Origin of the sequence: Streptomyces sp. NPDC005438 (assembly GCF_040606315.1) — a bacterium.
Taxonomy (GTDB): domain Bacteria; phylum Actinomycetota; class Actinomycetes; order Streptomycetales; family Streptomycetaceae; genus Streptomyces.
This window is the reverse complement of record NZ_JBEXEP010000002.1, coordinates 578,044-600,419: the sequence shown is the minus strand read 5'-3', so window position 1 is coordinate 600,419 and position 22,376 is coordinate 578,044. Positions and strand designations below refer to the sequence as shown.

At 71.8% G+C, this 22,376-nt stretch carries 21 protein-coding genes; 14 read left to right on the top strand and 7 right to left on the bottom strand.

Annotation, left to right across the window (positions count from 1 at the left end; translation table 11 throughout):
* The first annotated feature begins 157 nt into the window (after positions 1 to 157).
* From scy to ABZT14_RS07385, 7 genes are all read left to right on the top strand, one after another.
* Positions 158 to 3,511, top strand: a complete 3,354-nt coding sequence (gene scy, locus ABZT14_RS07415; protein WP_356298220.1) for a polarized growth protein Scy — start codon at positions 158 to 160, stop codon at positions 3,509 to 3,511.
* Between the two features lie 125 nt (positions 3,512 to 3,636).
* Positions 3,637 to 4,578: a cellulose-binding protein gene (locus ABZT14_RS07410; RefSeq protein WP_356298218.1), complete on the top strand. Its 942-nt coding sequence runs from the start codon at positions 3,637 to 3,639 to the stop codon at positions 4,576 to 4,578.
* A gap of 215 nt (positions 4,579 to 4,793) precedes the next feature.
* Positions 4,794 to 5,795, top strand: a complete 1,002-nt coding sequence (locus tag ABZT14_RS07405) for an ATP-binding cassette domain-containing protein (protein ID WP_356298216.1) — start codon at positions 4,794 to 4,796, stop codon at positions 5,793 to 5,795.
* A gap of 2 nt (positions 5,796 to 5,797) precedes the next feature.
* Positions 5,798 to 6,568, top strand: a complete 771-nt coding sequence (locus ABZT14_RS07400; RefSeq protein WP_356298214.1) for an ABC transporter permease — start codon at positions 5,798 to 5,800, stop codon at positions 6,566 to 6,568.
* Between the two features lie 109 nt (positions 6,569 to 6,677).
* Positions 6,678 to 7,499 carry a methyltransferase domain-containing protein gene (locus ABZT14_RS07395; protein ID WP_356298212.1) on the top strand — a complete coding sequence of 274 codons (822 nt, stop codon included), beginning with the start codon at positions 6,678 to 6,680 and terminating at the stop codon, positions 7,497 to 7,499.
* A 159-nt stretch (positions 7,500 to 7,658) separates the two neighbouring features.
* Positions 7,659 to 8,822 carry an ATP-binding cassette domain-containing protein gene (locus tag ABZT14_RS07390; RefSeq protein ID WP_356298210.1) on the top strand — a complete coding sequence of 388 codons (1,164 nt, stop codon included), beginning with the start codon at positions 7,659 to 7,661 and terminating at the stop codon, positions 8,820 to 8,822.
* Complete coding sequence (locus tag ABZT14_RS07385) at positions 8,819 to 9,835, top strand: ABC transporter permease (protein ID WP_356298208.1); 1,017 nt, start codon at positions 8,819 to 8,821, stop codon at positions 9,833 to 9,835. Before ABZT14_RS07390 ends, ABZT14_RS07385 begins: the two co-directional genes overlap by 4 nt.
* Before the next feature lie 3 nt (positions 9,836 to 9,838).
* Here the strand turns inward: ABZT14_RS07385 and ABZT14_RS07380 are convergent, their stop codons facing one another.
* Positions 9,839 to 10,177 carry an ATP/GTP-binding protein gene (locus ABZT14_RS07380; protein WP_356298562.1) on the bottom strand — a complete coding sequence of 113 codons (339 nt, stop codon included), beginning with the start codon at positions 10,175 to 10,177 and terminating at the stop codon, positions 9,839 to 9,841.
* Between the two features lie 243 nt (positions 10,178 to 10,420).
* Here ABZT14_RS07380 and ABZT14_RS07375 point away from each other — a divergent pair, with 243 nt between their 5' ends.
* A complete protein-coding gene (locus tag ABZT14_RS07375) occupies positions 10,421 to 11,434 on the top strand; it encodes an LLM class flavin-dependent oxidoreductase (RefSeq protein ID WP_356298206.1) in 1,014 nt (337 codons plus the stop codon).
* Between the two features lie 36 nt (positions 11,435 to 11,470).
* On the opposite strand, the gene ABZT14_RS07370 is transcribed toward ABZT14_RS07375, so the two are convergent.
* Positions 11,471 to 11,860 carry an SCO5389 family protein gene (locus tag ABZT14_RS07370; RefSeq protein ID WP_356298204.1) on the bottom strand — a complete coding sequence of 130 codons (390 nt, stop codon included), beginning with the start codon at positions 11,858 to 11,860 and terminating at the stop codon, positions 11,471 to 11,473.
* A 216-nt stretch (positions 11,861 to 12,076) separates the two neighbouring features.
* Here ABZT14_RS07370 and nucS point away from each other — a divergent pair, with 216 nt between their 5' ends.
* A complete protein-coding gene (gene nucS, locus ABZT14_RS07365) occupies positions 12,077 to 12,757 on the top strand; it encodes an endonuclease NucS (RefSeq protein ID WP_356298202.1) in 681 nt (226 codons plus the stop codon).
* Positions 12,758 to 13,028: 271 nt separating this feature from the next.
* On the opposite strand, the gene ABZT14_RS07360 is transcribed toward nucS, so the two are convergent.
* The 4 genes from ABZT14_RS07360 to ABZT14_RS07345 all read right to left on the bottom strand — a co-directional run bounded on the left by ABZT14_RS07360 (position 13,029) and on the right by ABZT14_RS07345 (position 17,728).
* The gene (locus tag ABZT14_RS07360) at positions 13,029 to 15,323 is read right to left on the bottom strand and encodes an ATP-binding protein (protein ID WP_356298200.1); all 2,295 of its coding nucleotides are present in this window, start codon (positions 15,321 to 15,323) and stop codon (positions 13,029 to 13,031) included.
* Between the two features lie 110 nt (positions 15,324 to 15,433).
* Positions 15,434 to 15,763 carry an STAS domain-containing protein gene (locus tag ABZT14_RS07355; protein WP_356298198.1) on the bottom strand — a complete coding sequence of 110 codons (330 nt, stop codon included), beginning with the start codon at positions 15,761 to 15,763 and terminating at the stop codon, positions 15,434 to 15,436.
* A gap of 227 nt (positions 15,764 to 15,990) precedes the next feature.
* Complete coding sequence (locus ABZT14_RS07350) at positions 15,991 to 16,839, bottom strand: 3-hydroxyacyl-CoA dehydrogenase family protein (protein ID WP_356298196.1); 849 nt, start codon at positions 16,837 to 16,839, stop codon at positions 15,991 to 15,993.
* Positions 16,840 to 17,071: 232 nt separating this feature from the next.
* Positions 17,072 to 17,728, bottom strand: coding sequence for a helix-turn-helix domain-containing protein (locus tag ABZT14_RS07345; RefSeq protein WP_356298195.1), 657 nt, complete (start codon positions 17,726 to 17,728; stop codon positions 17,072 to 17,074).
* Positions 17,729 to 17,807: 79 nt separating this feature from the next.
* Between ABZT14_RS07345 and ABZT14_RS07340 the strand changes: the two genes are divergently transcribed.
* The 5 genes from ABZT14_RS07340 (at position 17,808) to ABZT14_RS07320 (ending at position 21,510) form a co-directional block, all read left to right on the top strand.
* Positions 17,808 to 18,602, top strand: a complete 795-nt coding sequence (locus ABZT14_RS07340) for an ATP-binding cassette domain-containing protein (RefSeq protein ID WP_356298192.1) — start codon at positions 17,808 to 17,810, stop codon at positions 18,600 to 18,602.
* A 126-nt stretch (positions 18,603 to 18,728) separates the two neighbouring features.
* Positions 18,729 to 19,493 carry an ABC transporter permease gene (locus ABZT14_RS07335; protein ID WP_356298191.1) on the top strand — a complete coding sequence of 255 codons (765 nt, stop codon included), beginning with the start codon at positions 18,729 to 18,731 and terminating at the stop codon, positions 19,491 to 19,493.
* 22 nt (positions 19,494 to 19,515) lie between these two features.
* Positions 19,516 to 20,088 carry a cob(I)yrinic acid a,c-diamide adenosyltransferase gene (locus ABZT14_RS07330; RefSeq protein WP_356298190.1) on the top strand — a complete coding sequence of 191 codons (573 nt, stop codon included), beginning with the start codon at positions 19,516 to 19,518 and terminating at the stop codon, positions 20,086 to 20,088.
* Between the two features lie 144 nt (positions 20,089 to 20,232).
* On the top strand, positions 20,233 to 20,850 hold the full coding sequence (locus tag ABZT14_RS07325) for a hypothetical protein (RefSeq protein WP_356298188.1): 618 nt from the start codon (positions 20,233 to 20,235) through the stop codon (positions 20,848 to 20,850).
* 30 nt (positions 20,851 to 20,880) lie between these two features.
* A complete protein-coding gene (locus ABZT14_RS07320; RefSeq protein WP_356298186.1) occupies positions 20,881 to 21,510 on the top strand; it encodes a hypothetical protein in 630 nt (209 codons plus the stop codon).
* 85 nt (positions 21,511 to 21,595) lie between these two features.
* Here the strand turns inward: ABZT14_RS07320 and ABZT14_RS07315 are convergent, their stop codons facing one another.
* On the bottom strand, positions 21,596 to 22,192 hold the full coding sequence (locus ABZT14_RS07315; RefSeq protein WP_356298184.1) for a hypothetical protein: 597 nt from the start codon (positions 22,190 to 22,192) through the stop codon (positions 21,596 to 21,598).
* Positions 22,193 to 22,376: the final 184 nt, after the last annotated feature.

Below are 22,376 nucleotides of genomic sequence, written 5' to 3'. Positions count from 1 at the left end.
GCTTCCTGGGGCCGGTAGAGTGGCCGCTTGGCCGGAGCGAGTCCCTTCGGGGCTTCGGGCTGGGGCTCGGTCCACGTTCCGCCGATGATCTGACACCATCTGTTGGAGGGGGTGCAGATCGCCATCACTACGACCAGGGGACGGATGGGACCGCGCAGTGCGGGGCTACGACCGCTACGAGGCTGACGACCACCTCTCGCGTCTCGAAGCCGAGATGGATCGGCTCAAGAAGGACCGGGAGAAGGCCGTCGACCATGCCGACGACCTCGGCTACCAGGTCGAAGTGCTACGTGCCAAGCTGCACGAGGCACGGCGCACCATCGCCAGCCGTCCCGCTGGGTACGACACCCTCTCCCAGCAGGCCGAGCAGTTGCTGCGCAACGCGCAGTTGCAGGCCGACCAGATGCGCGCCGACGCCGAACGCGAACTCGGTGAGGCGCGCGCCCAGACCCAGCGACTGTTCCAGGAGCACGCCGACCAGCAGGCCCGTCTGGAGGGCGAACTCCACGCCGAGGCGGTACGGCGGCGGCAGCGCCTGGACGAGGAGCTGGCCGAACGCCGGGCCACCGTCGAGTCCCACGTCAACGAGAACGTGGCCTGGGCCGAACAACTGCGGTCCCGCGCCGAGGCCCAGGCCCGCCGCCTGGTGGAGGAGACCCGGGCCGAGGCCGAGCAGTCCCTGACCAACGCCCGCGCCGAGGCCCAGCGACTGATCGAGGAGGCCCGGCAGCGGCTGACCAGCGAGGCGGAGCAGACCCACGCCGAGGCCGAGGCCGTGCTGCGCCGGGCCCGCGCGGACGCGGAGCGGCTGCTGAACGCCGCGTCCACCCAGGCCGAGGAGGCCAACCAGCACGCCGAGGCCCTGCGTAGCTCCACCGTCACCGAGTCCGAGTCCAGCCGGCGGGAGGCGGCCGAGCTGGTACGCCGTGCCGAGGAGAAGGCACAGCGGGCGGAGGCCATGCTCCGCGAGGGGCGGGCCGACTCCCAGCGGATGGTCGAGGACGCCAAGGCCGAGGCCGAGCGGCTGGTCTCCGAGGCGGAGTCGCAGAACGAACAGCGGACCCGTACGGCCAAGGCCGAGATCGCCCGGATGGTCGGCGAGGCCACCAAGGAGTCCGAGCAGCTCAAGGCCGACGCGGAACAGGCGGTCCAGGACGCCAAGGCCGAGGCCGAACGCCTGGTCACCGAGGCCCGGGAGGAGGCGCGCTCCACCTCCGCCGAGGAGTCGGCCAACCAGCTGGCCGAGGCCGCGCGCACGGCCGAGGAGGTCGTCAACAAGGCGTCCGAGGAGGCCAAGGCCACCACCAAGGCGGCGGCCGAGGAGGCCGAACGCCTGCGGGCCGAGGCGGAGGCGGAGGCCGACCGGCTGCGGGCCGAGGCGCACGACACCGCCGAGCAGCTCAGGGGCGCGGCCAAGGACGACACCAAGGAGTACCGCGCCAAGACGGTCGAGTTGCAGGAGGAGGCCCGCCGGCTGCGCGGCGAGGCCGAGCAGCTGCGGTCCGAGGCCGTCGAAGAGGGCGAGAAGATCCGGGGCGAGGCTCGTCGCGAGGCCGTCCAGCAGATCGAGGAGGCGGCGTCCCGGGCCGAGGAGCTGCTGGCCAAGGCGAAGAAGGACGCCGAGGAAACCCGTACGACGGCCACCAGCGAGAGCGAGCGGATCCGCACCGAGGCCATCGAGCGGGCCACCACCCTGCGCCGGCAGGCCGAGGAGGCCCTGGAGCGGGCCCGGCAGCAGGCCGAGGAACTACGGACGACGGCCGAGGAACAGGCCGCCACCACCCGCGAGGAGGCCGAGGAGAGCGGCCGGCGTATCCGCGAGGAGGCCGAGCAGACCGCGAAGGACCTCGCCGACGAGGCCGTCGCGGAACTGGAGCGGCAGCGGACCGAGGTGTCGGAGAAGCTGGCCGAGGCCGAGCGGGAGCTGACCGAGGCCCGTACGGAGGCCGAGCGGCTCCGCGAGGAGGCCCGGACCGAGGCGGAACGACTGCGCCTGGAGTCGGCCGAGCGACTGCGCACCCTCCAGGAGAAGGCGGAGGAGGAGGCCACCCGGCTGCGCACCGAGGCGGCGACGGACGCCGCCTCGACCCGCGCCGAGGCGGAGGAACTGGCGATACGCCTGCGGGGCGACGCCGCCACCGAGGCCGAGCGGCTGCGTACCGAGGCGCAGGAGAGCGCCGACGAGTTGCGGGCCAAGGCCGAGGCAGCGGCCGAACGCAGTGCCACCGAGGCGGCGGAGGCCCTGTCGGCGGCCCAGGAGGAGTCCGCGCGGCGCCGGCGCGAGGCGGACGAGTTGCTGGCCCAGGCTCGCGAGGAGGCGCACCGGGAGCGCAGCGAGGCACGGGAGCAGAGCGAGGAGCTGCTGGCCTCGGCGCGCAAGCGCGTGGAGGACGCCCGGACCGAGGCGGGCGGACTGGTCGAGGAGGCCGAGCGCAAGGCCGCCGAGCTGGTGGCCGCCGCCGAGGAGAAGGCCCAGCAGGTGCGGGACTCGGTGGTGGGGCTCCAGGAGCGCGCCGAGGAGGAGATCAGCGGGCTGCGTTCGGCGGCCGAGCACGCCGCCGCGGCGATGCGCCGCGAGGCCCAGGAGGAGATGGACACCGCCAAGTCCCTGGCGGAGCGCACCGTTTCGGAGGCGATCGCGGAGGCGGAGCGTACGCGTTCGGCCGCTGACGCGGAGGCGGAGCGGGTGCGCGCGGAGTCGGACCGTATCCGGGACGAGGCCCGCCAGGACGCGGCGACCAAGCGGTCGGAGGCGGCCGAGCAGGCGGACCAGCTGGTCTCGGAGGCCCAGGAGGAGTCCCGGCGTACGGCCGCCGCCGCCGAGAAGCAGGCGGACGGTCTGGTGGGCTCGGCCCGGATGGAGGCCGAGCGGCTGGAGGCCCAGGCGCGGGCGAAGATCCGCGACGAGGTGGAGCAGGCCCGTCGCAAGGCCAACTCCATGCTGGAGGAGGCCCGTTCGGACGCGGCGGCCACCCGGGAACGCGCCGAGCAGGTGCGGGACCGGATGACGGCCGAGGTCGAGGAGATGCACGAGCGGGCGCGGCGGGAGTCGTCCGAGGCGATGAAGGCCGCCGGGGAACGCTGCGACAAGCTGGTGGAGGCGGCCAACGAGCAGTTGGCGGAGGCCGAGAGGGCCTCCACCAAGTTGCGGGCCGACGCGCAGGCCGAGGCGGACCAGGTGCGGCTGAAGGCCGTGAAGAGGGCCGAGGGTCTGCTGAAGGAGGCCCAGGAACGCAAGGCGCGACTTCTGCGGGAGGCCGAGCAGGAGCGCGAGAAGGCCACCGAGGAAGCGGCTCGTCTGGTCGCGGACGGGCAACGCGAGCTTGAGGTACTGGAGCGACGTCAGGAGGACATCAACGCAGAGATCACCCGTGTCCAGGATGTTCTGGAAGCACTGGGATCCTTGGAATCACCGAGTTCGACCGGGAAGGACGATGGAGCCAACGGGGGCGTCAAAGCCGGTGCGAGCACGGGGACTTCGGGTGCGAAGGGCAAGCGAGCTGAGCACTAGCCACTCGAACGAGCGCACATTCTCCAGATCAAAACGAGAATCGCATGTAGGCACGCCGTAGCGCCCTCTAGGATTCCCTCATCACTCCCCCGTCTGACCACCCCGTCTGAATAGACAGGAACCCCATGAGCGACACTTCCTCCCCCTACGGCTTCGAGCAGGTACGCCGCGGCGGCTACGACCGTCAGCAGGTTGACGACCGCATCGCCAAGTTGGTCGCGGACCGGGACAGCGCCCTGGCCCGCATCACCTCCCTGGAAAAGCGCATCGAGGAACTCCACCTCGAAACGCAGAACGCTCAGGCCCAGATCAACGACGCGGAGCCGTCGTACGCGGGATTGGGCGCCCGGGTCGAGAAGATCCTCCGCCTCGCCGAGGAAGAGGCCAAGGATCTGCGTGAGGAGGCCCGCAAGGCCGCCGAGCAGCACCGCGAGCTGGCGGAGGGCGCCGCCCAGCAGGTGCGCAACGAGGCCGAGACCTACGCCGCCGACCGCAAGGCGAAGGCCGAGGAAGAGGGCGCGCAGATCGTCGACAAGGCCAAGGAAGACGCGGCGGCGCTGCGTTCCGAGGCCCAGAAGGACGCGCAGTCCAAGCGCGAGGAGGCGGACACCCTCTTCGAGGACACCCGCGCCAAGGCCGCCCAGGCCGCCGCCGACTTCGAGACCAACCTGGCCAAGCGTCGCGAGCAGTCCGAGCGTGACCTCGCCTCGCGCCAGGCCAAGGCCGAGAAGCGGCTGGCGGAGATCGAGCACCGTGCCGAGCAGCTGCGCCTGGAGGCGGAGAAGCTGCGCACCGACGCGGAGCGTCGGGCCCGGCAGACGGTGGAGACCGCCCAGCGTCAGGCCGAGGACATCGTGGCGGACGCCAACGCCAAGGCCGACCGGGTGCGCAGCGAGTCCGAGCGCGAGCTGGCCGCCCTCACCAACCGTCGGGACAGCATCAACGCGCAGCTGACCAACGTGCGCGAGATGCTGGCGACCCTCACCGGTGCCGCCGTGGCCGCTTCCGGCGGCCAGCAGGGGGACGAGGAGGAGAAGCCGGGCGTGCCCGCCCAGCAGTCCCGCTGACCCTCGGTTCACTCCGCGTTTCCGCGCCCCACGTACCCGGCTGGCTCGTGGGGCGCGGCGCTGTGTGGGGCCCTTGTCCGGCCGGTGGGCCCTTGTCGGGCCGGTGCCAAGTGGTGGTGACCGGGCCCCGGGCCGTACCGGCCCGTTCGGCGGCGGGGTGGGGCCGGCCGCGGGCTCCGGTCGCGGCCACGCCCCGGCGCGCTTAGCGTCGACGCATGATCGAGCTTGACCGGCTGACCAAGCGCTACGGCGAGAAGACAGCGGTGGACCAGCTGTCGTTCCAGGTGAGAGCGGGCGTGGTGACGGGCTTCCTGGGGCCCAACGGGGCGGGGAAGTCCACCACCATGCGCATGATGCTGGGTCTGGACCGTCCCACCGGTGGTGACGTACGGATCGACGGCAGGCACTACGCCCAGTTGCGCAGTCCCCTGCACGAGATCGGCGCGGTGCTGGAGGCGCGGTCGGTGCATCCGGGCCGCAAGGCGTACCAGCACCTGCTGTGCATGGCCCAGTCCAACGGCATCCCGCGTCGGCGGGTGGACGAGGTGCTGGACCAGGTGGGGCTGGGTTCGGTGGCCCACAAACGGCCCAAGGGCTTCTCGTTGGGAATGGGTCAGCGGCTGGGCATCGCCGGGGCGCTGCTGGGCGACCCCCGCATCCTGATGTTCGACGAGCCGGTCAACGGGCTGGACCCCGAGGGCATCCAGTGGATCCGCAACCTGATGCGCCAACTGGCCCAGGAGGGGCGGACGGTGTTCGTCTCCAGCCACCTGATGAGCGAGATGGCGCTGACCGCCGAGCACCTGGTGGTGATCGGGCAGGGCCGGCTGCTGGCGGACACCTCGATGGCCCGGTTCATCGAGGAGAACTCCCGCAGCTTCGTACGGCTGCGTTCGCCGGAGGTGGAACGGCTGCGGGAGGTGCTGGACTCGGCCGGGTACCGCCCGCGCGCGGCGAAGGACGGGGCGCTGGAGGTGGAGGACGCACCGTCCGACCGGCTGGGCGAGCTGGCCGCCTCACACGGGCTGGTGCTCCACGAGCTGAGTCCCCAACAGGCGTCCCTGGAGGAGGCGTTCATGCGGTTGACGGCGAGTTCGGTGGACTACCACGGGCACACCCGGCCGACCTCCCCGGACGGTGGTCCGGGTGCGCCCGCGCCGCAGTGGGGCGCCGGCTGGTCCGGTGGCCGTACGGGCGCCGAGAGCGAGGGGGCCTGACCATGTCGACCGCCTCCCGGGTGCTCAACTCCGAGTGGACGAAGATCACTTCGGTGCGCTCCACGCTGTGGACCCTGGTGACCGCGCTGGTGGTCACGGTGGGACTGTCCGCGTTGATCTGCGGGTTCACCAACGCCCAGTGGGACCAGTTGTCCGCCCAGGAGCGGGCGACCTTCGACCCGACGTACATCAGCTTCTCCGGGATGGGCCTGGGGCAGCTGGCGATGATCGCCTTCGGGGTGCTGGTGGTCTCGGGCGAGTACAGCACGGGCATGATCCGTTCCTCGCTGGCCGCGGTGCCCCAACGCGGGGTGCTGATGGTGTGCAAGGTGACCGTGGCGGTGCTGCTGGTCCTAGTGGTGTCGATGGTCATCAGCCTGTCGAGCTTCCTGGTGGGGCAGGCGCTGCTGGGCGAGCACCGGGCGCAGTTGGGGGACCCCGGCGTGCTGCGGGCGGTGGTCGGCGGCGGGCTCTACATGACGCTGATGGCGCTGTTCTCGATGGGGCTGACCTTCGTGCTGCGTTCCCCGCTGCTGGCCTTCGCGATCCTGATGCCGTTCTTCTTCCTGGTGTCCAACATCCTGGGCGGGGTGGAGGCGACCAAGAAGGTGGCCCAGTACCTGCCGGACCAGGCCGGCTCCCGGGTGATGGAGGTGGTGGCGACCACCGGTGACCGCCCGTACGGCCCCTGGGGCGGCATCGCGATCATGCTGCTGTGGGTGGCCGCCGCCCTGGTGGCGGGCTACGGGGTACTGCGTACCCGGGACGCCTGAGGTCCGGCAGCTCCACCGTGTCCGTCCGGTGCACGAGACGGCACGTCTCGCGATACGGAGCACTGGCTAGGCTCCACCCGGAGGTCCCGGACCGAGCGAGGGGGCGACCGTGCCGCAGGAGACACCGCAGGGCGAAGCCGTGTACACCCACGGGCACCACGAGTCGGTGCTGCGCTCGCACCGCTGGCGCACCGCCCGGAACTCGGCCGGGTACCTGTTGGCACACCTCCGCCCCGACAGCCGGGTGCTGGACCTGGGCTGCGGTCCGGGCACCATCACCGCCGACCTGGCGCGGCTGGTGCCCCGGGGCGGGGTGGTGGCCGTGGACAGCTCGCCCGAGGTGGTGGAGCAGGCGCGGCGACTGTGCGCCCAACAGGGCCTGGACAACGTGGAGTTCACGGTCGGCGACGCCACCGCCCTGAACGCCCCCGACGACTCCTTCGACGTCACCCACGCCCACCAGGTGCTCCAGCACCTGCGCGAACCGGTACGGGCGCTGCGCGAGATGGGCCGGGTGACCCGGCCCGGCGGACTGGTGGCCGCCCGGGACTCCGACTACTCGGCCATGGCCTGGTTCCCCCTGGTGCCGGGCCTGGAGGACTGGCGGCAGCTGTACCTGAGGGTGGCCCGGGGCAACGGCGGTGAACCCGACGCCGGGCGCCGGCTGCTGTCGTGGGCCCGACAGGCCGGGCTGACCACGGTCACCGCCGGTTCCAGCACCTGGTGCTTCGCCACCCCCGCCGAACGGGAGTGGTGGAGCGACCTGTGGGCGGAACGTACGACCTCCTCCGCCCTGGCTCGTACGGCGCTGGAGCGGGGGTACGCGGACGAGGGCGAACTCGCCGCGCTGGCCCGGGCCTGGCGCGAGTGGGGCGTCCGGCCCGACGGCTGGTTCAGCGTGCCCCACGGCGAGATCCTCGCCCGGATGTGAAGGTTCGAAGGACGGCCACGAGACCGTGACCGCCTTGTTTCCCCACGGGCCACGACGGGTGCGACACCTGCCGGTACCCTCCTAGGACCAAATCCGGGGGGCGACGAAAGCTCAGGGACTCCCTGCGTCCGTCCCGACCTACGCACACTTGGGCGGAGCATGATCGAGGCAAGGGGTCTGACCAAGCACTACGGTGCCAAGGTCGCCGTGTACAACCTGTCCTTCCAGGTGCGACCCGGCATGGTCACCGGCTTCCTGGGACCCAACGGCTCCGGCAAGTCGACCACCATGCGCATGATCCTCGGGCTGGACACTCCGTCCGCCGGGTCGGTCACCATCGGCGGCCACGCCTACCGCCAACTCCCCAACGCGCCACGGCAGGTAGGCGCGTTGCTGGACGCCAAGGCGGTGCACGGTGGCCGCAGCGCCCGCAACCACCTGCTGTGCCTGGCCCAGTTGTCCGGCATCCCCTCCCGCCGGGTGGACGAGGTGCTGGACGTGGTGGGCCTGCGGGACGTGGCCGGAAAGCGCTCCACAGGTTTCTCCCTGGGTATGGGCCAGCGTCTGGGCATCGCCGCCGCCCTGCTGGGCGACCCACAGGTGCTGCTGTTCGACGAGCCGGTCAACGGACTGGACCCCGAGGGCATCCTGTGGATCCGCAACCTGATGAAGAGGCTCGCCTCGGAGGGCCGGACGGTCTTCGTCTCCAGCCACCTGATGAGCGAGATGGCGCAGACCGCCGAGCACCTGATCGTCATCGGACGCGGACAGTTGATGGCCGACACCTCGGTCCGCGAGTTCATCCACCAGAACTCCGTGGGCTTCGCCCGCGTCCGCACCCCCCAGGGCGAGTCCGAGCAGTCCGAGCGGCTGGTGCGCACCCTCCGGGAGAACGGCGCCCAGGTGCAGCCGGAGGAGGACGGTGCCCTGCGGGTGACGGGCCTGGAGCTGCCCCGCATCAGCGACCTGGCCCACCAGCAGGACGTACGGCTGTGGGAGCTGTCGCCGCACCAGGCCTCCCTGGAGCAGGCGTACATGCAGCTCACCCAGGGCGCGGTGGACTACCGCTCCACCGAGGACCAGCGGGCCGGACTCCAGATGGCCCACCCGATGATGGCCGGCCCGGGGATGCCCGGGATGCCTCCGGGCGCCGGGATGCCGGGCGTCTCCCAGCCGATGCCCGGCGCCCCCGCCGGCTACCAGGCCGGCCCACCCCCGGGAGCGCCGCCGCAGGGACCGCCCCCCGGTTGGCAGCCACCACCACCGCCACAAGCGCCCGCGGCCCCGGACTTCGAGAAGCGTGACAGCGAGGACGCCCGATGAGTAACCCGTACCAGCAGCCAGGCCAGAACCACGGCCACCCCCAGGGCGCTCCCCCACCGCAGCAGCCGACCATGGCCGCCGCCGGCGCGCAGCCCCCGGCGGGATACGGGGCGCCCCCGCAGAACGGCCCGGGCTACGGCTACCCCGCGAGCCCCCCGGGACTGCCGCCCCAGCCCGGCCCCGGCGACTCCCCGGTGGACCCGGCACAGCTGTCCGGCTACACCTCGCCCATCCCCATCGCCCCCACCGGCCTGGGCCACGCGCTGGCCTCGGAGTGGACCAAGATCCGCTCAGTGCGCTCCACCATGTGGAGCCTGGGCACCATGATCGTGCTGGTCGTGGGCATCGGCCTGCTGATGACCCCGGTGCTCGACGACGTCAGCTCGTACCAGAACGAGCCCGCCCTCGGGCTGGGCTTCACCGGGACGCTCCTGGGGATGTTCTGCGTGATCACCCTGGGCGTGCTGGTGATCTCCTCCGAGTACGGCACCGGCATGATCCGTACGACCTTCACCGCCTGTCCCTCCCGGGCGCGGGTGCTGACCGCCAAGGCGCTGGTCTTCTTCGGGGTGGTCTTCGTGATCGCCACCTGCTGCTCGGCCTTCGTCGCGCTGATCCACTCCAGCGTCGCGGACGGCAAGCCCGGCCTGGTGGAGGCCGACGGGGCGACCTGGCTGCGGGCCACCGCGGGCGCCGGCCTCTACGTCGCCCTGGTCGGCCTGCTGGCACTGGCGGTCGGCGCCATGCTGCGCCACTCCGCCGGGGCGATCACCACCATGATGGGCCTGGTGCTGCTCCCGCTGCTGATCGCGATCTTCCTGGCCAGCGAGTCCCTGCGGGACATCCGCAAGTACATGATCGACTACTCGCTGCCCAGCGGACTGTCGGCGATGTTCGAGGTGCAGTTCCAGGAGTCCTCGCCGGACGGCTGGACCCCCCTGTGGATCCTGCTGGCGGTGACCGTCGCCGCCCTGGCCGGCGCCTACGCCCTGGTGACGACCCGGGACGTGTAGGGCTCAGTACCGAGGAGCCTGACGGGACCGCTGGAGCCGTGCGCCCCGGCGGTCCCTGGCGTTCCAGCAGGCGCGGTGCCAGTGCCTGCGGTCGTCCACGCCGGACCCCAACTCCCGGGGCCAGACGACCACATGGGCCACCCGGGGCGGGATCGGCTGGTCGCAGCCGGGGCAGCGGTACTCCTTGCGGGCGGCCTGGCCACTGATCTGCCGTACCGCCCACTCCTCGCCGCGCCACTCCTCCGTACGCTCCAGACCGAAGCGCTCGACCGGCTGCTCCCGGTCACGGTCCGGGGCGGAGCCACGACGGCCGGCCCGGGACCGGTTGCGGCGCGGGGACATGAGCACCTCGCATACGGTTCGGCGGCCGAACCCCGCACGGGTCGACCAGTCGGACGGGCCCGAGGCCCGGCCCCAGACTACGGAAGTCCTCCCGTCTCCGGCCGCCTGCCACGGACGGATTCCCTCGCGGCGACGACGGTCCGATCAATCTACCGAAGACCCGTTGCCCGGCCCGGCCGCCGACCGTTACCCCTGTGTGCGACGTCAACGAGGAGCCCTCCGGGCGGAGTTGAGGAGTACGCGGTGAGAGTCGGAGCGTTTGTGCTGGCGGCCCAGTTCCCCGACCAGAGCGAGGGCGAGGCCCTCCGGCGGGCGGTCAGAGCGGCGGAGCACTCCGAGCGCGCGGGACTGGACTCCGTGTGGCTGGCCGAGCACCACTTCGTGCCCTACGGGGTGTGCCCCTCGGCGGTCACCCTGGCCGCCCTCCTCCTGGGCCGGACCCGACGTATCCGGGTGGGTACGGCCGTGAGCGTGCTGCCCACCACCCATCCGGTGACCCTCGGCGAACAGGCCGCGCTGCTGCACCTGGTGTCCGAGGGCAGGTTCACCCTCGGCGTCGGACGCGGCGGCCCCTGGGTCGACCTGGAGGTGTTCGGCGCCGGCGTGGACGCCTTCGAGCGGGGCTTCCCCGAGTCCCTGGAACTGCTGATGCGCTGGCTCGGCGAACCCCGGGTGGGCGCGGACGGCGACCGGTACCGCTTCCGGCCGGTGCCGGTGGTGCCCCGGCCCACCGAGTGCCCCGAGGCGCCCGACGGCCCGGAGGTGGTGGTGGCCTGCACCTCGCCCACCACGGTGCGCCTGGCCGCCGAGCGGGGGCTGCCCATGCTGCTGGGGATGCACATCGGGGACGAGGAGAAGGCGGAGATGGTCCGGCTGTGGCGCCGGCACGCGTCCGGCGACGCCAGGGAACGGGTCCGCCACGTGGCCGCCGGGGTGGCCCAGGTCGACGACAACCGTACGGACGCCGTGGCGACCCTGACCAAGTCGATGCCCGGCTGGCTGCGCCAGGGGCTGGCCGCCCACACCACGGTGGACGGCCGGCCCCGCGCCCCGCGCGACCCGGAGGAGTACACCCGGCTGCTGTGCCAGCTGCACCCGGTGGGGTCCGCGAGGTTGTGCGCCGACCGGCTGGCGGCCACCCGGGAGCGCACCGGCATCGAGCGGTACGCCCTCCTGGTGGAGGGGTCGGGCGACCCGGAGACGACCGAGGACAACATCAGCCGCCTGGCCGGGGAGGTGCTGCCGCTGGTGGGCTGAGCCCACCCCGGCACGCCCCACCTCTCCCGGGGCCGGTCAGCAGTCCCGCAGCTCCGGCGACTGGTTCAGTAACTGCCCTCGTACGGAGGTGAACCTGGTCAGCCGGTCCTCGGAGCCCTGGAGGGGGAAGACCGCGACCCGGTGGCAGTTCTGGAAGGCCAGGCGTACCCCGAAGTGGCGTTCCAGGGCACCGCGTATCGCGTCACTGGCGAGGGCGCGCAGCAGTTGCCCCCGGGCCTTCTCGTCCGGCGGTGGCGTCTGGTTGTCCGCGAACTCCCCGCCGTCCACTTTGAGTTGGGCCACCAGGGAACTGACCATGTCCCAGGCGTAGGGCAGGGAGTCACGGACGCAGGCGACGAAGGCCGCCTCGTCCACCTCGCCTCGCTCAGCCTGTTCCAGTAGGGCAGGTGGCACGTCGAGCGACATGGGTTACTCCTCTCGCGGCCCCGACAGCCGGGGCCTCACGGATGGGACCGAGCCGCACGGTGACTCTGTGAACTCATCCGACGACGGCTCGTGGTCTAACCGTAAGGGTGAAGCGCGGACGACACCATGCGAATGGGCATACAACCGGCCAATGTCCGAGGGGCAGTTCCGGGACGAATCGCGTGAGGGGGCCCCGGTCCAGTAGCGTGACCGACCATGCGTCTAGTGATCGCGCGATGCTCCGTCGACTACGCGGGCAGGCTCACCGCCCATCTGCCCACCGCGCCCCGTCTGATCCTGGTGAAGGCCGACGGATCGGTGTCCATCCACGCGGACGACCGCGCCTACAAGCCCCTCAACTGGATGTCCCCGCCCTGCACCCTCAAGGAGGGTGAACCCGGCGCGGCCGACGGCGAGGTCGTGTGGACGGTGGTGAACAAGGCGGGCGAGAAACTGGTGATCACGATGGAGGAGGTCCTGCACGACTCCTCCCACGAACTGGGCGTCGACCCCGGTCTGATCAAGGACGGGGTGGAGGCGCACCTCCAGGAACTCCTGGCCGACCGGATGGAGACCCTCGGCGAGGGCTGGACGCTGATCCGTCGCGAATACCCCACCGCCATCGGCCCGGTGGACATCCTCGGCCGGGACTCGGACGGCACCACGATCGCCATCGAGATCAAGCGCCGTGGCGAGATCGACGGCGTGGAGCAGCTCACCCGCTACCTGGAACTCCTCAACCGCGACCCCCACCTGGCCCCGGTCAAGGGAGTGTTCGCCGCCCAGGAGATCAAGCCGCAGGCCCGGGTGCTGGCCACCGACCGGGACATCGACTGCGTCACCCTCGACTACGACGCGCTCCGCGGCATCGACGACGACAAGCTGCGCCTGTTCTGACACCGGCGGTTCGGGTCACCGCGCACGCGGAGGCCCAACCGCCCCTATTGGCCGGCGAGTTGGCGCCCCGGTCGGCATCCGATACGCCCACGCGGGGCGGCGCTCCCGTCGACGGTCCGAGCCATCGCGCGTCCGCTGACGGGCGCCCGAGCGGCCGGTGGCGCCGCGTACGGACGCCTCGGGCGCCGGTGAGCGCGGAACCCGTGGACGGCGCGCCCCGGCCCTGACGTACGGCCAACCCGCCCCCGGACGGGGGGGGAGTCGGCCCGCGTCAGCCCTGCTGCCCGCTGCCGGAGGGCCGGGGTGAGGTGCTGTCGCCGGGCGGTAGCGAGGAGGACTCGGTACCGCCGGGGTCCTCCGAGGTCGGCGGGTCCGTCGGCTCCTCCGAAGTGGGCGGATCCGTGGGCTTGTCGGAGGTCGGGGGATTCGTCGGCTTGTCGGAGGAGGGCGGCGGCTTGCTCGACGAGGGGGGCTTGCTGGAACCGGGCGGCTTCGAGCCGGGCGGCCGGGTCGGGCGGCTGGGCCTGTTGTCCTCCGGCGCCGAGGTGGACGGTGAGGCGCTGTCCGAGGGGCTCTTGGAGGGCTTCTTGGAGGCCGGCGCGCTGTCCTCCAACGGAGGATCGACGGGCAGGTCCTCCTCTTCCTGCGCGGGCTCGTCGGACTCCTCGCTGGTGACCCGCTCCGGGCCCCGGTCCTCGTCCCCGCCGGCCAGGGTGTTCATGGTGAACACGGTGCCCAGGGCCAGGGCCAGCAGGGCGCCGGCACCGGCGGCGGCCACGTTCCTACGGCGTGAACTGGCGCCGGCCGGCCGCCCCTTGCGGGCCGCGCTGGGGCTGTGCCCGCGCCGTTCGGAGGTCTGGCCCAGCACCGTGGTGTGGCCGCCGGAGTCGCTCGCCAGGGGTGCCGTCACCGGGGGGTCGGTCGACGGGGCGCCGCCGGGGGACGCCGCTGCCGGACCGCTCGCGGCGGGCCCGAGGAGCCCCGGGGGCTTGCCGTCTCGCGGGGGCACCGTGGCCGAGGGGCCGGTGGAGGTGACCTGGGGGGTGCCGGAGGTGTCGGGGGTCGCCGGGACCCCCTGGAGGTCGTCGACCAGGGCCAGGGCGCGGCGCCCGGAGATGGCGCCGTTGCGGTCCGACAGCACCCCGCGCAGGTTGATGGAGGCTTCCAGTTCGGCCCGGGCGCGGGCCAGGCCGCCGTCGCACAGGGCCAGTACGCCGCGCTCGTGGTGGAAGTACGCCTCGGAGCCCACCTGTCCACAGGCGCGGGCCGCCTCCTGGCCGGCCCGCAACAGCCGTTCCCAGTCGCCCCACACGGCACCCGTGGCCAGGGCGGGCGCGGCCGTACGGGCCAGTCGGGCGCCGGCCATCGGCTGGCCGGCGCGCACCGAGCCGTTCACCGCGCCGATCAACGCCTCCGCCTCGGGCAGGACCCGCTCGGGGGGTACGGAGGTGATCCACCAGTCGTAGTGGGCGGCGGCGGTGGCCGCCTCCTCGCGCGGCGCGAACCCGGCCTGGGTGAGCTGTTCGCCCACCCCGGTCGCCAGTCGGTAGTAGCCGCCGCTGCGGGTGACCAGCCCGTAGTGGACCAGCTCGTCCAGGGCGGAACCGGCCTGCGGGTCACCCACCAGGGCGGGGAGTTGGGAGGGGTCGGGCAGCACGCCGTCCAGGGCGAGGGCGTACAGCAGGGCCCACTGCGCGTGGGCGCTGAGGCCGGCGGCGACGGCCGCCGCGTACCCGCCCTCCACCGTGGGGGTCTCGCCACTGCCCTGCCACCGGATCAGCAGTCCGCCGGCCTGACGCAGCGCCACCGGTGAGCCCTCGCGGTGGCGCCACTGTTCGCGGGCCCACCGTTCCTCGGCCGGGTCCAGGTCACGGCCGAGGATCTGGGCCAGCAGGGACAGGGCGCCGTTCTGGGAGAGCCCGGTCAGTTCCAGGTCCCGTATGTGGGAGGGGAGTCGGGCTTCGTCCAGGGCGCTGCCCGGCTCGGGGGTGAAGAGGTAGGCGCACTCGGGCGTGGCCTCGAACAGCCGCTCCAGCTCCGACGGTTCCAGCGCCAGGTCGTCCAGCACCACGACCGCGCCGATCTCGGCCAGCCCCCGGGACAGCCGGGCCGGGCCGGGGCGGACGCCGGCGCTCTGGTAGACGCTGGCGAACAGGTGGTGCCGCAGGTCGTCCAGGGTGCGGTGGCGTGCCCCGAGGTGGATCACCCCGTCCGGGGCGAGACCGGCGACGTCGCGGGTCACCGCGTCCAACAGGGCGGTACGGCCGGCCCCCGGGGCTCCCCGCAGACGTATGGAGCAGCCGCTGCCCAGGAGTTCGCGCGCCTGGCGTCGGGGTTCCTCACGTTCCAGCAGGACCGGGGGCTCGGCGGGCAGGAGGCGTCGGCCGGGGCCCAACCGGGCGGGGGCGGGCGGCAGTTCGGCGGGCGGGCAGGGTTCGATCTCGCTGCCGTCGATGGGGTTGAGGGTGACCCGGTACTCCCCCGCGATGACTCTCGACGGGGCGGCGGGCGCTTCCGCCGCGTCCGGGACCCGGGTCCCGTCGCCGTCGTTGCCGTACTCCTGCATGGCCGTTGCCCCCCAGAGGCGGTGTGCGCCTCAGGCTCTACACTCCCCGAACGTTCGGATGCCAGGGGCCAGTATTACGGAATGTACGGGGACGCTGTCATCCCGCCTGGTTACGGCTTGGTGAGGATTCGCGCGGGCAGGGTCCCGCCGCCCTCGATGGTGAGGATCCGGTGGAGTCGGGTGGCCACCAACACCCGCCACATCTGGGGCGGTACGTCCCTCAGCACCAGGCGCCGGCCCTGTCGGCCGGCCCTCCGGTGGGCCCCCATGATGACGCCCAGACCGGTCGCGTCCCAGGAGTCCAGGGCGGCCAGGTCCAGCACCAGGTCACCGGAACCGGAATCCACGGCGGTGTGCAGGGCGGCACGGGCGTCCGCCGCGCTGCGGACGTCGAGTCGGCCCCCGACGACCAACTGGGTGTGGTCGCCCCTGATGTGCATCATTCACTCCCCGAGGTGGGTGGTCGTCCGGCGGACCGTGCGGTCCGCGCCTGTGCTCCACGACCGGCCGCGTCGTTGACAGCCGGTCGTCGCCGGAAGGGGGCCGTCCACGGCCCCACCCCTGTCGGGTGGGGCCGCCGCAGCGGCCTCCCCCGTACCCCCGTTGTGGACCCCCGAGGGCGCCGGCGTCGAACCGGCGCGCCGCGCGGGGCCGTTCCGCTTCCGCGTCAGTAGCTGTAGTAGCCCCTGCCGCTCTTGCGGCCGATGTCACCGGCGTCCACCATCCGCCGCATGGACTCCGGCGGGGCGAACTTCTCGTCCTGCGACTCGGTGTAGATGTTCTCGCTGGCGTGCAGCAGGATGTCCACGCCGGTCAGGTCCGCCGTCGCCAGCGGTCCCATGGCGTGGCCGAAGCCCAGCTTGCAGGCGGTGTCGATGTCCTCGGGCGTGGCCACCCCGGACTCGGCCAGCTTGGCGGCCTCGACCACCAGGGCGGCGATCAGCCGGGTGGTGACGAAGCCGGCCACGTCGCGGTTGACGGTGACGCAGGTCTTGCCCACGCCCTCGGCGAACTCCCGTGCGGTGGCCAGGGTCTCGTCGCTGGTCCGGTGTCCCCGTACCAGTTCGCACAGCGCCATCATCGGCACCGGCGAGAAGAAGTGGGTGCCCACGACCCGCTCGGGACGCTGGGTGGCGGCGGCGATCTTGGTGATCGGGATGGCCGAGGTGTTCGAGGCCAGGATGGCGTCGGCCTTCACCAGCTTGTCCAGCTCGGTGAAGATCTCCCGCTTGATGTCGATGCGCTCGAACACCGCCTCGACCACCACGTCGGCGTCGGCCGCCGCGTCGAGGTCGACGGTGGTGGTGATCCGGCCGAGAGCGGCCTCCGCGTCCTCGGCTGCCAGCTTGCCCTTGCTGACGAACTTGTCGTAGCTCGCCTTGATGCCGTCGACGCCGCGAGTGAGCGCGGACTCGGTCACATCCCGCAGCACCACGTCCCAACCCGCCTGGGCGGAGACCTGCGCGATGCCGGACCCCATGAGTCCGGCTCCGATGACGGCGACCTTCTTCGCCACGACACCCACCTGTTCCTCGTTCGTCTGGAACCCGGCCACCGTGCTCCACCGGGGCCCGGGGAGGCTCTCTCACACGCTTTACCGCGACGCCTGTTGGCCGGACCCTAGCGTCTCGTAAGGGCAGTTGGGCGACGAAGAGACACGCGTCACGGTCTCACATGGCGGACATCACAGTGCCGCCGCCCGATCCGCACCCCTTGGTCCGGTTGCCCACGCTGGGCCCGCTTGACCGCTATTCGGCCTTCCTGGTCGCGTAGTTGAGCAGCTCGTCGGACACCAGCCGCTCGAAGAGGTCCAGGGTGCGCAGCGCGTAGGTGGGCACCCAGTCCACCTGCCTGCCGCCGACGGCCCCCACCATGACCTGACGGAACAACATGTTGCTGACCTGGACCAGCTGATGGGCCACCAGGTCGGGCATGGGGTCGTCGGGCTCCGCCCCGACTTCCTCGCGCAGGGTGTCGGCCAGCCGGGCGAAGGCCCGCTGCTGCATCACGAAGACCCGGGCCATCAGTGAGGGCGTCTCGCGTACGCAGCGCATGAACGGCTGGTAGCCGGCCCGCAGGGCGGGGTGGTCGCGGTCGGAGTACTCCGCGCGGTAGTGGTCGAGCAGGGCCCGCGCGGCCGAGACGCCCGGCGCCCGTTCGCGCACCACCCGGGAGGGGCGGTCGATCATCTCCTCGGCACGGTCGAAGAAGAGGTCCTCCTTGGAAGGGAAGTAGTTGTAGACCGTGTTGACGGAGACGTCGGCCTCCTCGGCGATCTCCGCGATGGTGACCCGGTCGAAGCCGCGCTCCACGAACATCGCGGTGGCGATGTCGGAGATACGGTGCCGGGTCTCCCGCTTCTTGCGCTCCCTGCGCCCCTCGCCCGGCTCCACCTTGTGACCCATGGGGACATCCTAGAGCCTTTGCCATCTCTTAAAAATTGGGGACGTTGCAATTTTTAAGTCCGCCTGTTTTTCTGTACGCATGACGGATGTGATCCGCGTCAGCGGACTCGGCAAGACCTTCAAGACCAAGCGGGGACCGGTCGAGGCGGTGCGCGGCATCGACCTGACCGTCGAGGAGGGGGAGATCCTCGGGTTCCTCGGACCCAACGGAGCCGGCAAGACCACCACCCTCCGTATGCTCACCACCCTGATCCCACCCACCAGCGGCACCGCCACCGTGGCCGGCTGTGACCTGGCCACCGACCCCCGGGGCGTACGCAAGCGCATCGGGTACGTCGCCCAGTCCAGCGGCGTCAACCCCAACGTCACCGTCCGGGAGGAGCTGACCACCCAGGGCCGGCTGTACCGGCTGCCCAAGCGCCAGGCCGCCGTCCGCACCGAGGAGTTGGCCGAGCGGCTGGAGCTGACCGAACTGCTGGACCGCGACTGCAAGGCACTGTCGGGGGGCCAGCGGCGGCGGCTGGACATCGCCATGGCGCTCACCCACCAACCCACGGTGCTGTTCCTGGACGAACCCACCACCGGCCTCGACCCGGCCAGCCGGGCCGACCTGTGGGACCTGGTACGGACCCTGCGCGCCGACTGGGGGATGACGGTCTTCCTCACCACCCACTACCTCGACGAGGCCGACACCCTCGCCGACCGACTGGTCATCGTCGACCAGGGACGGATCACCGCCGAGGGGCTGGCCAGCGACCTCAAGCGCCGTTACGGCGGTGGGCCGGACGCCAGCCTCCAGGACACCTTCATCGCCATCACCGGCCGGGGCGCGGCCCCGGAGAAGTCCCGGGACGAGGCCCCGCTGGCCATCTGAGGTCCCGGCTCGGGGCCCGTCCCCGGAACGCCGAAGAACCCTCCCGCCCCCACTGCCGGGGCCGTGCGCACCCGCCCGGCCCCGGCACGCCCCCGCGCGCACCACCCGTACACGGAAGAGAAGTTCATGACCCCGCTGAAAGAGATCGCCACCGACACCCAGGTGATCCTGGTCGGACAGATCAAGCAGACCCTCCGCTCCAAGATCGCCATCGTGTTCGGGCTGCTGCAACCCGTGCTGTTCCTGGTCTTCTTCGGCCCGCTGCTCCAGGACATCCCCCTGGGCGGCCGGGGCGACTCCTGGCAGACCCTGGTGCCGGGCCTGCTGATCCAACTCGGGCTGTTCAGCTCGGCGTTCGCCGGGTTCGGCATCATCATGGAGAAGCAGCTGGGCATCGTGGAGCGGCTGCGGGTCACCCCGGTCAGCCGACTGGCCATGCTGTTGGGCCGGGTACTGCGCGACGTTCTCCAACTGCTCGTACAGTCCCTGCTGTTGCTGCTGGTCGGGGTGGTGATGGGGCTGCGCGCACCGGTGGTGGGGGTGGCCATCAGCCTGGTGTTCGTGGCGATGCTGGGCGTCTCGCTGGCCTCCCTGTCGTACGCCCTGGGGATGCGGGCGGACACCCCCCAGCAGTTCGCCCCGGTGGTGAACTCGATCAACCTGCCGGCGATGCTGCTGTCCGGGGTGCTGCTGCCGATGGCGCTCGCCCCCGGTTGGCTGGACCTGATCTCCCACTTCGTGCCGTTCCGGTACCTGGTGGACGGCATCCGGGCCGCCTTCGTGGGGGACTACGGCGACGGCAAGGTCGCCCTCGCCGCCGTGGTGGCCCTGGCCCTGTGCGCGGTCTCCACGGTGTTGGGCACCCACCTCTTCCGCAGGGCGGGGGCCTGACCGGGCGGCTACCCTTCTGCGCATGGTCAACCTCACACGCATCTACACCCGTACCGGGGACCAGGGCACCACCGCCCTGGGCGACATGAGCCGGGTCGCCAAGACCGACGCGCGGATCTCCGCCTACGCCGACGTCAACGAGGCCAACGCCGCACTGGGAGTGGCCCTTGCCCTGGGCCAACTCCCCGAGGAGGTCGGCACGGTGCTGACCCGGGTGCAGAACGACCTGTTCGACGTGGGCGCCGACCTGAGCACCCCGGTGGTCGCGAACCCGGAGTTCCCCCCGCTGCGGGTGGAGCAGGAGTACGTCGACCGACTGGAGGCCGACTGCGACCGCTTCAACGCCGAGCTGGACAAGCTCCGCAGCTTCATCCTGCCCGGCGGCACCCCGGCCGCCGCGCTGCTGCACCAGGCGTGCACCGTGGTACGGCGGGCCGAGCGGTCCACCTGGGCGGCGCTGGAGGAGTTCGGGCCCCATATGAACCCCCTCACCGCCACCTACCTCAACCGACTCTCCGACCTGCTGTTCATCCTGGCCCGTACCGCCAACAAGGAGATCGGCGACGTGCTGTGGGTCCCCGGCGGCGAGCGCTGAACAGGCAATCGCGGACACGTCCCCGGAGGCCACGGGCATCAACACGGTGAGTTACGGTCAATCGCGGGCATCTGGTTTGGACCAAGGGGAATCGAGTAGGTGCCGGAGGCAATATCGCCTCATCAGCCAAGGATGTGACTCTCCTTGTCCCCCCACGGCATCACAGCACTCAGCACAAGATCGAGAACACTCACCGTCACCACGGCCCTGTTGCTCACCGCCGCCGCGGCGGCGGCGCTCCCCGCGACACAGGCGAACGCCGCACAACGGGACGACAGCCGGCAGCACTGCGTGGTCTCCACCTCCGGGGGCGCGCCGCAGTGCTACGCCTCCTTCACCGAGGCCGTCGAGCGGGCCACCGGCGGACGCGTCACCGACGCCCCCGCCGACGCCCGGGAGGCTGTCCGGGACGACGACTTCCGTACGCGGACCCGGCAGTTGGCCGGGTCACGCGCCGCCCAGGAGGACGGCGAGGTCATCCAGGGGACCTTCTTCGAGGACTCCGGGTACGGCGGCGCGGACCTGACCATCTACGGCGAGGGCCTCTGCGACGGCGACAAGGACTCCCGGGACTGGCGGCTGGACCAGCTGCCCGAGGGATGGGACGACCGGATCACCTCGCTCCAGCCCTGGTCCAACTGCGAGGTGTGGCTGCACTCCGAGCCGGAACTGAACGGCGACAAGGACGGCCCCTTCAAGAGTCAGACCCCGGACATCGGGTCGATCATGAACGATCGCACCCGGTCCATCGGGTTCAACTGACCTCTCTCACCCCCCACATCGGAGACCAGCATGTCCAAGTTCCACCGCCGGAGCACGCGCCTCGGCCTGCTCGCCGCCACCTTCGGCACCAGCGTCGCCCTGGCCCTCGCCCCCACCGCCGCCTTCGCCGACGACGAGCAGCCCACCCTGCGGGAACTCCTCGACAAGTGTGACGACGGCACCGACAAGTGCGAGTTCCACCCCGACGGCCCGCCCGAGGAGTTCATGGGCGACGCCCACCAGGTCGGCGACGAGGCCTTCAACTGCACCGCCGACCCCCAGCGTTCCACCGTCGGCTGGTCGGACACCACCGAGGAGTCCAACAGCGTGGGCGTCTCGCTCAGCGCCGAGTACGGCTTCGCCGAGGTGTTCAAGGTGAGCATCGAGGTCAGCTACAACCACACCTGGTCGAGTTCGCACACCGAGAGCGAGCAGACCAACGTGGACGTCCGGCCCGGCGAGGTGGGCTGGGTGACCCGTGAGGCCAAGATGCAGAAGGTGTCGGGGCGTTACGAGATGCACTTCCCCGACAAGTTCCACGGCCACTACATCTGGTACGTGCCCTTCGAGGCCACCGGCCCGGTGCCGGACGGCACCAGCACCAAGACCCAGCACACCCGGGAGATGAGCGAGGAGGAGAAGGCGCAGCACTGCGGCTGACGTTCACCTCCCCCACCGACGGCGTCGGGCCCCTCACGGGGTCGGGCGCCGTCCGGCACCCCCGCGCCCGTTCACCCCGGGCACCTCACCGCGTCGTACCCCGGCTCGTCGGCCGAGAGGGCTCCGCACCGTGGGCGTCCCGCCCCGCGCCGCGCGGCTTCTTGGGCCAGATCGTGTAGCTCGCGGCCCACAGCACGCAGATCCCCATCAGCCAGCCCATCTTCGCCTGCCAGTCGGTCAGCGAAGCGGTCTGCTCCCCGTCCCCCACGTACCAGATCGCGCACTGCAACAGGACGACGGCGATCAGCCCCGCCCCCACCGCGCGGGCGGCCATCCGCCACTCGTGCGCGGCCCGGGCGCGACCGTACTTCGGCGGCTTCACCGGGGGCGGGCCGCCGGCGAAGCGGTACGCGAAGTGGCCGTCGGCCCACCGGACCATGTAGTGGCCGTGGGTGACCGTGAAGCCGATGTAGACGGCCGCCAGTCCGTGCTTCCAGTCCGGCTCCGCCCCGTTGCGCAGGTCGACGGCCGTGACGGCCAGCAACAGCACCTCCAGCAGCGGTTCGCACAGCAGCACCGCCGCCCCCAGCCGAGGCAGCCGCGCCAGGTAGCGCAGGACCAGCCCGAGCCCCAACAGGACCCAGAAGGCGACCTCGCAGACGACGATCAACGTCACGACCATGACCACTCCTCGTACCCGACTCTCCCCACCCCCACAGGCTCTCCCGGTGCGGGGCACGGCGTCGTCGTCGCCGAAGGTGATCCGGCACTGCATCCTTCGATGGAGGCCGCCCCAGTCCCCTGGGTGCGAATCCGGGGAGTGCCGGGTCAGGCACGGGCTCGGGGACGGGGCGTCCCCGGGAGGG